This is a genomic window from Streptomyces sp. NPDC051105 (assembly GCF_040682795.1).
In the GTDB taxonomy this organism is placed as follows: domain Bacteria; phylum Actinomycetota; class Actinomycetes; order Streptomycetales; family Streptomycetaceae; genus Streptomyces.
This window is the reverse complement of sequence record NZ_JBFBBR010000037.1, coordinates 1-12,110: the sequence shown is the minus strand read 5'-3', so window position 1 is coordinate 12,110 and position 12,110 is coordinate 1. Positions and strand designations below refer to the sequence as shown.

General features: G+C 69.2%; 10 protein-coding genes and 3 pseudogenes. 3 read left to right on the top strand and 10 right to left on the bottom strand.

Translation table 11 applies throughout. From position 1 onward, the window contains the following. Positions 1-116 precede the first annotated feature (116 nt). From AB0N16_RS41285 to AB0N16_RS41265, 5 genes and pseudogenes are all read right to left on the bottom strand, one after another. A complete protein-coding gene (locus AB0N16_RS41285) occupies positions 117-1,802 on the bottom strand; it encodes a ribonuclease J (protein WP_365805981.1) in 1,686 nt (561 codons plus the stop codon). A 156-nt stretch (positions 1,803-1,958) separates the two neighbouring features. Further along, on the bottom strand, positions 1,959-2,858 hold the full coding sequence (gene dapA / locus AB0N16_RS41280; protein WP_365805980.1) for a 4-hydroxy-tetrahydrodipicolinate synthase: 900 nt from the start codon (positions 2,856-2,858) through the stop codon (positions 1,959-1,961). A 235-nt stretch (positions 2,859-3,093) separates the two neighbouring features. Beyond that, positions 3,094-3,543 (bottom strand): annotated as a pseudogene (thyX, locus tag AB0N16_RS41275) (FAD-dependent thymidylate synthase); the annotation flags it as partial. 3 nt (positions 3,544-3,546) lie between these two features. Further along, positions 3,547-4,293, bottom strand: a pseudogene (locus tag AB0N16_RS41270) (HNH endonuclease); the annotation flags it as partial. A gap of 159 nt (positions 4,294-4,452) precedes the next feature. Then, positions 4,453-4,743: pseudogene (locus tag AB0N16_RS41265) on the bottom strand (FAD-dependent thymidylate synthase); the annotation flags it as partial. 222 nt (positions 4,744-4,965) lie between these two features. Between AB0N16_RS41265 and AB0N16_RS41260 the strand changes: the two are divergent. Beyond that, a complete protein-coding gene (locus AB0N16_RS41260; protein ID WP_365805979.1) occupies positions 4,966-5,229 on the top strand; it encodes a hypothetical protein in 264 nt (87 codons plus the stop codon). 90 nt (positions 5,230-5,319) lie between these two features. Then, on the top strand, positions 5,320-5,874 hold the full coding sequence (locus tag AB0N16_RS41255) for a hypothetical protein (protein WP_365805978.1): 555 nt from the start codon (positions 5,320-5,322) through the stop codon (positions 5,872-5,874). A gap of 78 nt (positions 5,875-5,952) precedes the next feature. Here AB0N16_RS41255 and AB0N16_RS41250 read toward each other — a convergent pair whose 3' ends face one another. The 5 genes from AB0N16_RS41250 to rpsO all read right to left on the bottom strand — a co-directional run bounded on the left by AB0N16_RS41250 (position 5,953) and on the right by rpsO (position 11,429). Next, positions 5,953-6,405 carry a hypothetical protein gene (locus AB0N16_RS41250; RefSeq protein WP_365805977.1) on the bottom strand — a complete coding sequence of 151 codons (453 nt, stop codon included), beginning with the start codon at positions 6,403-6,405 and terminating at the stop codon, positions 5,953-5,955. 15 nt (positions 6,406-6,420) lie between these two features. Further along, positions 6,421-7,173: a 4-hydroxy-tetrahydrodipicolinate reductase gene (gene dapB, locus AB0N16_RS41245; protein WP_365805976.1), complete on the bottom strand. Its 753-nt coding sequence runs from the start codon at positions 7,171-7,173 to the stop codon at positions 6,421-6,423. A gap of 26 nt (positions 7,174-7,199) precedes the next feature. Next, positions 7,200-8,579 (bottom strand): pitrilysin family protein, encoded by a 1,380-nt coding sequence (locus AB0N16_RS41240; RefSeq protein WP_365805975.1) that lies wholly within the window; start codon positions 8,577-8,579, stop codon positions 7,200-7,202. Continuing rightward, complete coding sequence (locus tag AB0N16_RS41235; RefSeq protein WP_365805974.1) at positions 8,576-10,801, bottom strand: polyribonucleotide nucleotidyltransferase; 2,226 nt, start codon at positions 10,799-10,801, stop codon at positions 8,576-8,578. The genes AB0N16_RS41240 and AB0N16_RS41235 overlap by 4 nt, the downstream gene beginning before the upstream one ends. 340 nt (positions 10,802-11,141) lie before the next feature. After that, a complete protein-coding gene (gene rpsO / locus AB0N16_RS41230; RefSeq protein ID WP_089098391.1) occupies positions 11,142-11,429 on the bottom strand; it encodes a 30S ribosomal protein S15 in 288 nt (95 codons plus the stop codon). Positions 11,430-11,711: 282 nt separating this feature from the next. Here rpsO and AB0N16_RS41225 point away from each other — a divergent pair, with 282 nt between their 5' ends. Beyond that, complete coding sequence (locus AB0N16_RS41225) at positions 11,712-12,005, top strand: DUF397 domain-containing protein (RefSeq protein WP_365805973.1); 294 nt, start codon at positions 11,712-11,714, stop codon at positions 12,003-12,005. The last annotated feature ends 105 nt before the right edge of the window (positions 12,006-12,110 follow it).

Here is a 12,110-nt window from a genome sequence, read left to right as displayed (position 1 = left end):
GTTCCGGGCCGGCGACGGCACCGGAGGCCACGGCCAGTTCCACCCCACCCCCCACCCCCCCCCCCCCCGCTCCATGTTCCCGCGTACGAGAGGCCGTTGGCGGCCCCGTCCGCGGGTCAGACCTCCACGACGACCGGGAGGATCATCGGCCTGCGGCGATACGTGTCCGAGACCCACTTGCCGAGGGTCCGGCGGATGAGTTGCTGCAGCTGGTGGGGCTCCACGACCCCGTCCTGGGCCGAGCGTTCCAGGACCTCCGAGATCTTCGGGACGACCGCCCCGAACGCCGAGTCGTCGATGCCGGAGCCGCGGGCCTGGATGTGCGGACCGCCCGTGATCTTGCCGGTGGAGGAGTCGACCACGACGAAGACCGAGATGATGCCCTCGTCGCCGAGGATCTTGCGGTCCTTCAGGGCCGGCTCGCCGACATCGCCGACGGAGAGACCGTCGACGTACACATAGCCCGCCTGGACCTTGCCGGAGATCTTGGCCTTGCCCTCGACCAGGTCGACGACCACGCCGTCCTCGGCGATGACGATGCGGTCGTGCGGGATGCCCGTCAGGGCGCCGAGTTCGGCGTTGGCGCGCAGATGGCGCCATTCGCCGTGCACCGGCATCAGGTTCTTCGGCCGGCAGATGTTGTAGAAGTACAGCAGTTCACCGGCGGAGGCATGCCCGGAGACATGCACCTTGGCGTTGCCCTTGTGGATGACGTCGGCACCCCAGCGGGTCAGGCCGTTGATGACGCGGTAGACCGCGTTCTCGTTTCCGGGGATCAGGGACGAGGCCAGGATGACCGTGTCGCCGTCGACGATACGGATCTGGTGGTCGCGGTTGGCCATCCGGGACAGGGCGGCCATCGGTTCGCCCTGGGAGCCCGTGCAGACCAGGACCACCTGGCTGTCCGGGAGGTCGTCGAGCGTCTTGACGTCGACGACGAGGCCCGGCGGGACCTTGAGGTAGCCCAGGTCCCGGGCGATGCCCATGTTGCGGACCATGGAACGGCCGACGAAGGCGACCCGGCGGCCGTACTCGTGGGCCGCGTCCAGAATCTGCTGGATGCGGTGGACGTGGCTGGCGAAGCTCGCCACGATGATCCGCTTACGCGCTCCGGCGAAGACCTGACGCAGGACGTTCGAGATGTCCCGCTCGGGCGGGACGAAGCCCGGGACCTCGGCGTTCGTCGAGTCGGCCAGAAGAAGGTCGATACCTTCCTCACTCAGCCGTGCGAAGGCGTGCAGATCCGTCAGACGGTTGTCCAGCGGGAGCTGGTCCATCTTGAAGTCGCCGGTGTGCACCACCATGCCGGCCGGGGTGCGGATGGCCACGGCGAGGGCGTCCGGGATGGAGTGGTTGACGGCGACGAACTCGCAGTCGAAGGGGCCGATGCGCTCGCGCTGCCCCTCCGCCACTTCCAGGGTGTACGGGCGGATGCGGTGCTCCTGGAGCTTCGCCTCGATGAGGGCGAGGGTCAGCTTGGAGCCGATGAGCGGGATGTCCGGCTTCTCGCGGAGCAGGAAGGGGACGCCGCCGATGTGGTCTTCGTGGCCGTGGGTGAGGACGATGCCCTCGATGTCGTCGAGACGGTCCCGGACGGACGTGAAGTCCGGCAGGATCAGGTCGATTCCGGGCTGCTCCTCCTCGGGGAAGAGCACCCCGCAGTCGACGATCAGCAGACGGCCGCCGTACTCGAAGACGGTCATGTTTCGGCCGATCTCGCCGAGCCCGCCGAGCGGGGTGACGCGCAGGGCGCCTTCGGGGAGCTGGGGCGGCGGGCCGAGTTCAGGATGCGGATGACTCAAAAGACTCTCCTCACCACCCACGCCACGTACCGGTCGGGCACGTGGCGTGGATGACGTTCGTGCATAAGCAGTTGTCGTTGTGGGATGCGGGCACCGGTGTCCCGCTTTATTCAGTTGTTGAGCCTTGCTACGCGGACGTCCGCGTGAAGTCTGTTGTCAGAGCTGTACCCCGCCGGCAGCAAGATCGATCTTGAGCTGGGCGATCTCCTCGGCCGAACATTCGACCATGGGGGCACGCAGCGGCCCGGCGGGCAGCCCCTGGAGGGTCAGCGCGGCCTTGGTCGTCATGACGCCCTGGGTGCGGAACATGCCGGTGTAGACCGGGAGCAGCTTCTGGTGGATCTCCGCGGCCTTCTGTATGTCACCGGAGGTGAAGGCGTCGACGAGGGCCCTGAGGTCCGGGGTGACCACGTGGCCGACGACGGAGACGAAGCCGACGGCGCCCACGGAGAGCAGCGGCAGGTTGAGCATGTCGTCGCCGGAGTACCAGGCCAGGCCGGACTGGGCGATGGCCCAGCTCGCGCGGCCGAGGTCGCCCTTGGCGTCCTTGTTGGCGACGATCCTCGGGTGCTCGGCGAGGCGGACGAACGTCTCGGTGCTGATCGGGACGCCACTGCGGCCGGGGATGTCGTAGAGGATGACGGGCAGCCCGGTGGCGTCGGCGATGGTCGTGAAGTGCCGGTACAGGCCCTCCTGAGGAGGCTTGTTGTAGTACGGCGTGACGACCAGCAGGCCGTGTGCGCCGTCCCGCTCGGCCTGACGGGCCAGTTCGACGCTGTGGTGGGTGTCGTTGGTGCCGACGCCCACCACGATGTGGGCGCGGTCGCCGACCGCCTCCAGTACGGCTCGTACCAGGTCCGATTTCTCCGCGTCGCTGGTGGTGGGCGACTCACCGGTGGTGCCGTTGATGATCAGGCCGTCGTTGCCTGCGTCCACCAGGTGGGTAGCGAGCCGCTGCGCGCCCTCGAGGTCGAGTGCGCCGTCCGCCGTGAAGGGCGTGACCATGGCGGTGAGGACCCGCCCGAAGGGGGTCTGCGGAGTGGAGGTCGGAGCCATGGGTTACACGCTACTCGGTGCTCACGGCGCGGTCTGCCCTTGGGGTGCGGGGAAAGTCCGGACAAATGCGGAGCCCGGCACTGCCTGCTCGGGGGTTCAAGCAGTGCCGGGTCCGTTTGATCAGGCTAGATGAACTTCGCTAAATGCCGCAATACGGACACCTCGCCCGGCTGATCCGTACATCTGTGCCGAGCACGACAAGACGCACGAGACGCCGGGCGGCACAACGGCCTGGTTACGGCGCGACACGCCCGTTGGCGTTGAAGGCGGCGTGGGTGAGCGGCATGAGCCTGGCCCACTCCGCCTCCATCTTCTCGCCGACCATCTCGATCTCCCGCTGCGGGAAGGACGGCACCTTGGCCAGCTCGTGCTGGGTACGCAGGCCGAGGAAGTGCATCAGCGAGCGGGCGTTACAGGTGGCGTACATCGAGGAGAAGAGCCCGACGGGCAGCACCGCCCGGGCCACCTCACGCGCGACACCGGCGGCGAGCATCTCCTGGTAGGCCTGGTACGCCTGGATGTACGACTCCTGCATCGACCGGTCCACGAGCTCCTGCTGAGCCTCGGTGCCCGCCACGAACTCGTACTTGCCGGGACGGCCCTGCTGGACCAGCTTGCGGTCCTCGCCAGGGAGGTAGAAGACCGGCTGCAGCTCCCGGTAGCGCCCTGACTCCTCGTTGTACGAGTTGTGGACGACGAAACCGTTCGCGAGGAAGTTGTGCCACGGGCCTTCCACGGAGAGGTCGTACGTCATCTCCTCGCCGTCGGTCTCGATCGAGACGATCCGGTCCGGCACCGCCTTGGCGACCTTTCCGCCGCGCCGGGCCAGCGCCTGCTCTCCCGCGCTCTTCACCGCGTGGCACGGCTCGCAGGCGGGAGCGAGGTTCTTGTCGTCGAGGGCCTGGAGCAGGTCACCCGCCACCGGGACGACGTGGTCGAGGGCGAGCTGCTCCCGCGGGAAGCCCTCGCCGCACAGATGGCAGGTGTCGAACTCCTTGATGAGCCTCTCGCGCTGCATGGAGGTCCACACGCCGATGCCGCGACGCAGGCTCGGCGGGACCAGGGCCTCCGACGGGCGCGGCGCGGTGCCGGAGACGAGTACGGCGTCCCCGACGGACAGCTCTCCCGCCTTGCACCAGCCCTCGGGGGTGAACAAGGCGTGGTCGACGGTACAGCGGAGCGTCTTGCCGGAGGCGGTAGTGATCTTGACAAGCGCCTTGGCGCCCGACTCGATCACGTCGACGATCCTCGCCCGCTGAGCGAGGAGGGTTTCCTCGTCGTAGCAGCGCACGTGGTTGCGGCGCACCGATTCGAGCTTGCGGATGCGGGTGCTGGGGTGCAGCTCCCGGAATTCGGCGACGGCGGACTCGGCCGCCTCGCGGTTCTCGTATAGCCCGAGATAGTGGTTGGTGTCTCCGCGCCTCACCTGCGCCATCCACTTGCCTGCCCGGCTGTGCCAGGTGACACCACCGGCCGAATGCGGCAGGCGGTCCTCAACGCCCAGGTGCCAGAGCTTGTACAGCTCGGCGATGGTGCGTCGGCGCAGGTGCCCGGCCTCGCTCTCCAGCGTGATCTCCGTGTCCCCGGCGATGCACCACCCCACCCGGTGCCGCATGAACTCGCGGAAGACGAAGATCGGGGCGCTGATGAAGAACGTCATCGAGTTGTGCTCGAAGGGGCTGCCGTGCCGGTCCCGCATCAGGTAGTTGATCAGGCCCTTGGAGCGCTCCGGGTCCTTCTTCAGCTCGTCCAGGGACTGCTCTCCGGCGGTGGAGACCCGGGCGGCCCACAGCACGTCGGAGTCGGCCGCGCTGTGCTTGACCAGCTCGACGGTGACATCGCTCCGGAAGCTTGGCTTGAGGTCGTCGGCGGGGGTGTCGGTCACGGCTCGGAGGGTCCTTCCATCACTTCTCTCGGGCGGCGCCCACTCTACGGCCCGGCACCGACATCAGGGCGTTCGGTACCGGGGCGCGACATCTTTGGCCAACTTCGGTGAAGTTCTGTGAATTCGGGGCAACCGGGCACCTATCGCTGCGTTCGCTCGTCTGTGTGGGTGAGAGCGATTCGTTCGATCCCTTCGCGCACTTCCAGAGAGGAGACGCCCCCGATGTTCCTCCCCCAGCTACCGCTGGGAGGTGCCGCCAGGCGCCAGCCCGTCCCGTTCGCCTTCCTCGCCGAAGCCGACGAGTTCCGCAGCAATGTCGCTCCCCCGCCCCGTCAGCGGTCGTCCGTGAGCCAGATAGCCGGGCGCTGGCTGCTCGGACTGACCCTCGTCGCCGGCATAGTGGGCTCACTGGTCCTGGGCATGCCGGCGCTGTCCACGCCGTCCGGCACCGGCACCCAGCAGTCGCAGGCCTCTCAGGGGCACTGACTCTTCCGGCCCCCCGTGAGTGGTGAGCGGGGACACGGGCGGATAGCCTCACCGGGCACAGCCCATGCATGGATTGAGTGAGGACCAGCCGTGCCCCTGCCCTTCCTGATGGCCGACCGCTCCGATGACGCGGCACTCGACAGCGCCCTGCCCCACGACGACCGGGACCGCTGGCGGCGCCCCTACCGGCCCGGCCCGTGGCGTGTGGGCGGGGCCGCCCTGTGGCTGCTGCTCGCCTCGTTCGTGCTGTTCGCGGCGGTCGCGCTGGCCCTGACCGGCTCGCTCTCCTCCGCCGGGGCCGTCCTCGGCATCGCCCTGCTGATCATCGTCGGCGCCCTGCGGATACTGCGCATGGGCGTGTGGGTGAGCGCGCGTGGTGTGCGCCAGGTCGGTCTGCTGTACACGCGCACGGTGCCCTGGAAGCGGGTCGTCTCGGTGCGCACGGCGCAGCAGCCGGTCCGCTGGCTGGGGCTGCCGCGCACGGTGCAGGGTCAGGCGCTGACGCTCGTAGCCAAGGACAGGTCGCCGGACGGCACGGAGCCGTTGCTGACCACGCACGGGATGGACTTCCTGGGCCGGGCGTCGGCCTTCGACCGGGCCGCGGACGCGGTGGAGGCGTGGGCGGCGGAGTACGGGCGCGGCTGAGCGCCCTCCGGTGGCATACGCGACAGGGGCCGGTCCGCATCACGCGGACCGGCCCCTGTCGCGTATGCGGGGTGGGGCTCAGGCCTCCAGCGGCCTGCCGTCGTGCAGGGCGATGGCGCGCTGCATCGCCTTGCGGGCGCGCGGGGTGTCCCGGGCGTCGTGGTAGGCGACGGCGAGCCGGAACCAGCTGCGCCAGTCGTCGGGGGCGGCCTCGGTCTCGGCCTTGCGCTTGGCGAAGACCTCGTCGGCGGAGTCCCGGTCGATGCGGCCGCCGGGGGTCCGCTTCAGTTCGTCCACGGGCAGGCCGCCCTCGGCGTCGAGTTCCGCGGCGAGGGCGTTGGCCCGGCGGACGAACTGGGTGTTCTTCCACAGGAACCACACGCCGATGACCGGCAGGATCAGCACCGCCACCCCGAAGGTGACGGTGAGGACCGTGCCGGTCTGGATGAGCATCACGCCCCGGCTGCCGACCAGGACGAAGTAGAAGACCAGGACGGCGGCCGTGAGGGCGTAGGAGAGCTTCGCGCGCATGTCAGAGGTCTCGTATCAGCCCAGGTCCAGGAAGTTCTCCAGGCCGAAGGTCAGGCCCGGAGTGGTGACCACGCGGCGGGCGCCGAGCAGGATGCCCGGCATGAAGCTGCTGTGGTGGAGGGAGTCGTGGCGGATGGTGAGGGTCTCGCCCTCGCCGCCGAGCAGGACCTCCTGGTGGGCCAGGAGACCGCGCAGGCGGACGGCGTGCACGGGGATCCCGTCGACGTCGGCGCCGCGCGCGCCGTCCAGCGCCGTCACCGTGGCGTCCGGGGCCGGGGCGGTGCCGGCCGCGCGGCGGGCCTCGGCGATGAGCTGGGCGGTGCGGGTGGCGGTGCCGGAGGGGGCGTCGGCCTTGTTCGGGTGGTGGAGTTCGACGACCTCCACCGATTCGAAGTAGGGCGCGGCGATCTGCGCGAACTTCATCGTCAGCACGGCGCCGATGGAGAAGTTCGGGGCGATGAGCACGCCGGTCTCCGGGGACTGGTCCAGCCAGCCCGTCAGCTGCGCGAGGCGCTCGTCGGTCCAGCCGGTGGTGCCGACGACGGCGTGGATGCCGTGGCGCACGCAGAAGTCGAGGTTGCCCATCACCGAGGCGGGTGTGGTCAGTTCGACCGCGACCTGGGCGCCTGACTCGGCCAGCGCCTCCAGCTTGTCGCCCCGGCCGAGGGCGGCGACCAGCTCCATGTCCTCGGCGGTCTCGACCGCCTTGACCGCCTCGGAACCGATACGGCCCCGGGCGCCCAGGACCGCCACGCGCAGCTTGCTCATCTTCTTCGTTCCTTACCGGTGGTGTGTCAGGCGACGGCGTCGTGCAGGCGTGCGGCCTGTTTGTCCTTGAGCGGGCCGATGACCGACAGCGACGGGCGCTGTCCCAGGATGTCGCGGGCGACCGAGCGGACCTCGTCCGGGGTCACCGCGGCTATCCGGGCCAGCATGTCGTCGACGGACATCTGCTCGCCCCAGCACAGCTCGCTCTTGCCGATACGGTTCATCAGCGCGCCGGTGTCCTCCAGGCCGAGCACCGTGGAGCCCTGGAGCTGGCCGATGGCGCGGCCGATCTCCTCGTCCGGCAGGCCGTGCTCGGCGACCTGGTCCAGTTCGTCCCGGCAGATCTTGAGGACGTCGTGGACCTGCGAGGGCCGGCAGCCGGCGTACACACCGAACAGGCCGCAGTCGGCGAAGCCCGAGGTGTACGAGTACACGCTGTAGGCCAGGCCGCGCTTCTCGCGGACCTCCTGGAAGAGCCGGGAGGACATGCCTCCGCCGAGGGCGGTGTTGAGCACGCCGAGCGCCCAGCGGCGGTCGTCGGTGCGGGCCAGACCGGGCATGCCGAGGACGACATGCGCCTGTTCGGTCTTGCGGCCGAGGAGTTCGACGCGGCCGGAGGTGCGGATGGTGCGGCTGCCCGCGCGCGGGCCGATGGGGGCCGCCTCGGCGGTCCGGAAGGCGCCGGCCTTCTCGAAGGCCGCGCGGACCTGTCGTACGACCTTGTTGTGGTCGATGTTGCCGGCCGCCGCGACCACCAGGTGGGTGGGGTCGTAGTGCTTCTTGTAGAAGCGGCGGATGCGGTCGGCGGTGAGGGCGTTGACCGTGTCGACCGTGCCGAGGACCGGGCGGCCGAGGGCGTTGTCGCCGAACATGGTGTGCGCGAACAGGTCGTGCACGCAGTCGCCCGGGTCGTCCTCGGTCATGGCGATCTCTTCGAGGATCGCGCCCCGCTCGACGTTGACGTCGTCCTCGAGGATCAGCGAGCCGGTCAACATGTCGCAGACGACGTCGATGGCGAGCGGCAGGTCGGTGTCGAGCACGCGCGCGTAGTAGCACGTGTACTCCTTCGCCGTGAACGCGTTCATCTCGCCGCCGACCGCGTCGATGGCGGAGGAGATGTCCAGGGCGGAGCGCCGCGTGGTGCCCTTGAAGAGCAGGTGCTCCAGGTAGTGCGTGGCGCCGTTCAGGGCCGGGGTCTCGTCGCGGGAGCCGACGTGGGCCCAGATGCCGAAGGTCGCGGAGCGCACCGAGGGCAGGGTCTCGGTGACGATGCGCAGGCCGCCGGGGAGGGTGGTCTTGCGGACCGTACCGATGCCGTTCTCGCCCTTGATCAGGGTTTGGGTACGGGCGACGGCCCGCGCCTCCGAAGAGGTGCGGGCCGTCGTCGTGGAGCTGCTCGACGTCACTTGTCGGTGTCGTCCTTTGCGTCCTCGGAGGAAGCCTCTTCCTCGCCCTCGATCACGGGGATGAGGGAGAGCTTGCCGCGGGAGTCGATCTCGGCGATCTCGACCTGGACCTTCTGGCCCACGCCGAGGACGTCCTCGACGTTCTCCACGCGCTTGCCGCCGGCCAGCTTGCGGATCTGCGAGATGTGCAGCAGACCGTCCTTGCCGGGCAGCAGGGAGACGAACGCACCGAAGGTGGTCGTCTTCACGACCGTGCCCAGGTAGCGCTCGCCGACCTCGGGCATCGTCGGGTTGGCGATGCCGTTGATGGTGGCGCGGGCGGCCTCGGCGGCCGGGCCGTCGGAGGCGCCGATGTAGATCGTGCCGTCGTCCTCGATGGTGATCTCGGCGCCGGTGTCCTCCTGGATCTGGTTGATCATCTTGCCCTTGGGGCCGATGACCTCGCCGATCTTGTCCACGGGGATCTTGACGGTGATGATCCGCGGGGCGTTCGGGGACATCTCGTCCGGCTTGTCGATCGCTTCCATCATCACGTCGAGGATGTGGAGGCGGGCGTCCCGGGCCTGCTTGAGGGCGGCGGCCAGGACGGAGGCCGGGATGCCGTCCAGCTTGGTGTCGAGCTGGAGGGCGGTCACGAACTCCTTGGTGCCGGCGACCTTGAAGTCCATGTCGCCGAAGGCGTCCTCGGCACCGAGGATGTCGGTGAGGCTGACGTAGTGCGTCTCGCCGTCGATCTCCTGGGAGATCAGGCCCATGGCGATACCGGCGACCGGGGCCTTCAGGGGCACACCGGCGTTCAGCAGCGACATGGTGGAGGCGCAGACCGAGCCCATGGAAGTCGAGCCGTTCGAGCTGAGCGCCTCGGACACCTGGCGGATCGCGTAGGGGAACTCCTCGCGGGTCGGCAGGACCGGCACGAGGGCGCGCTCGGCGAGGGCGCCGTGGCCGATCTCGCGGCGCTTCGGGGAGCCGACGCGGCCGGTCTCGCCGGTGGAGTACGGCGGGAAGTTGTAGTTGTGCATGTAGCGCTTGCGGGTCACCGGGGAAAGGGTGTCCAGCTGCTGCTCCATCCGGAGCATGTTGAGGGTGGTGACGCCCAGGATCTGGGTCTCGCCACGCTCGAACACGGCGGAACCGTGCACCCGCGGGATGGCCTCGACCTCGGCGGCCAGGGTGCGGATGTCGGTGACACCGCGGCCGTCGATGCGCTTCTTCTCCTTGATCACGCGCTCACGGACCAGCTGCTTGGTCAGCGAGCGGTACGCGGCGGAGATCTCCTTCTCGCGGCCCTCGAACTCCGGGAGCAGCTTCTCGGCGGCCAGACCCTTGACGCGGTCCAGCTCGGCCTCGCGCTCCTGCTTGGCCGCGATGGTCAGCGCGGCGGCGAGCTCCGGGCGGACGGCGGCGGAGAGCGCCTCCAGGATGTCGTCCTGGTAGTCGAGGAAGATCGGGAACTCGCCGGTGGGCTTGGCGGCCTTCGCGGCGAGGTCGGCCTGGGCCTTGCAGAGCACCCTGATGAAGGGCTTCGCGGCGTCCAGACCGGAGGCGACGACCTCCTCGGTCGGCGCCTCGGCGCCGCCCTGGACCAGCTGGATGGTCTTCTCGGTGGCCTCGGCCTCGACCATCATGATCGCGACGTCGCCGTCCTCCAGGACGCGACCGGCGACCACCATGTCGAAGACGGCGTCCTCGAGCTCGGTGTGCGTCGGGAACGCGACCCACTGGCCGTTGATCAGCGCGACGCGGACGCCGCCGATCGGGCCGGAGAAGGGCAGACCGGCCAGCTGGGTGGACGCGGACGCGGCGTTGATCGCGACGACGTCGTACAGGTGGTCGGGGTTGAGCGCCATGATGGTGGCGACGACCTGGATCTCGTTGCGCAGGCCCTTCTTGAAGGACGGGCGCAGCGGGCGGTCGATCAGGCGGCAGGTGAGGATGGCGTCCTCGGACGGCCGGCCCTCACGGCGGAAGAAGCTGCCGGGGATCTTGCCGGCGGCGTACATCCGCTCCTCGACGTCCACCGTGAGGGGGAAGAAGTCGAGCTGGTCCTTGGGGTTCTTGGAGGCGGTGGTGGCCGACAGCACCATGGTGTCGTCGTCCAGGTACGCCACGGCGGAGCCGGCGGCCTGCTTGGCCAGGCGGCCCGTCTCGAAGCGGATGGTGCGGGTGCCGAAGGAGCCGTTGTCAATGACGGCCTCGGCGTAGTGGGTCTCGTTCTCCACTAGCGTTTTCTCCGTTACTTGTCGTCTTTCGTCCCGCGCGGCCCGTGTGGCAGGGGGACGGTTACGGAGAAGCGCGCCGTGAGGTGCGGGCCGGTCTTCGATCGAAGCACCCGGGGCTCGCTTCCCCCGGGGGCCACTACCGAGGACCGGCGGCGGCTTAGGTGCGCTTCTCCTCGTTCTGGGTCGTACGGCGTTGCTCTGTGTCGTACGTCGTTCTGTGTCGTGCGTATTGCGTTGTGCTACCACACTACAAAGCGTGAGTGACACTCCGCACGTTTCCGCATGTACGGCAAAGGGAGCGGCCCCGGGTGTCTCCGGGAACCGCTCCCTTCACGGCGTCTTACTTGGCGCCCGCCGCACCGCGGCGGATGCCCAGGCGGTCGACCAGCGCACGGAAGCGCTGGATGTCCTTCTTCGCCAGGTACTGCAGGAGGCGGCGGCGCTGACCGACCAGGATCAGCAGACCACGACGGGAGTGGTGGTCGTGCTTGTGGACCTTGAGGTGCTCCGTCAGGTCGGAGATCCGACGCGACAGCATGGCGACCTGGACCTCGGGGGAGCCGGTGTCGCCCTCCTTGGTACCGAACTCGGTGATGATCTGCTTCTTCGTAGCGGCGTCGAGCGACACGCGTACTCCTCGTAGTCCTTGAGTGGCCACCGAGTGCCCCCGGTCTTTATCTCGGGGGAGCTTCCGTTACTCGGGAGGCGGGGATCCGCTGGGCGCGGCCTCAGGGGTCCACGGGGGACTCCGGGGGTGCGTACACAAACGGCCGTCGACCAGGGTACCAGTGCCGGAGTACAGGAATGTCCGGGACGGTCTCGGACCGGGCGATACGGCCGAAGACAGGGCGACCGCCAGTAGTGTGACCGTCACAGGGTACGTACGTCGTCGGGAAGGGGTCGCCGCGGGATGAGCGAGACGGCTGAGGAGATGAAGGCGCGCAAGGAGCGGGAACGGGACGAGCTCTACGCGCTCGACATCTCGGGCGTCGAGTGGCACTGCGCGCCCGGCACCGAGCAGGACGAGGAGCGGGTCGAGATCGCGTATCTGCCCGAGGGTGCGGTGGCCATGCGGTCGTCGCTCGATCCGGAGACCGTGCTGCGGTACACGGAGGCGGAGTGGCGGGCCTTCGTGCTGGGCGCCCGGGACGGCGAGTTCGACCTGGAGCCGAACGAGCGAAACGGCGGCTTGGCCGCCCAGTGACCGAGGGCCCGGTCGGCACATGGACATGCAGCAGGTCGCCGCGTTCATCGCCTCGGGCGAACTCACCCTGCCGCCGCAGAAGACGGTGGAGCAGGGCGCCGCGAC

What these genes read in the sequence shown, in the direction of transcription:
- dapA (WP_365805980.1), bottom strand. Translation starts at nt 2,858, where the DNA reads ATGGCTCCGACCTCCACTCCGCAGACCCCCTTCGGGCGGGTCCTCACC.
- AB0N16_RS41260 (WP_365805979.1), top strand. Translation starts at nt 4,966, where the DNA reads ATGTTCCTCCCCCAGCTACCGCTGGGAGGTGCCGCCAGGCGCCAGCCC.
- AB0N16_RS41250 (WP_365805977.1), bottom strand. Translation starts at nt 6,405, where the DNA reads ATGCGCGCGAAGCTCTCCTACGCCCTCACGGCCGCCGTCCTGGTCTTC.
- dapB (WP_365805976.1), bottom strand. Translation starts at nt 7,173, where the DNA reads ATGAGCAAGCTGCGCGTGGCGGTCCTGGGCGCCCGGGGCCGTATCGGT.
- AB0N16_RS41225 (WP_365805973.1), top strand. Translation starts at nt 11,712, where the DNA reads ATGAGCGAGACGGCTGAGGAGATGAAGGCGCGCAAGGAGCGGGAACGG.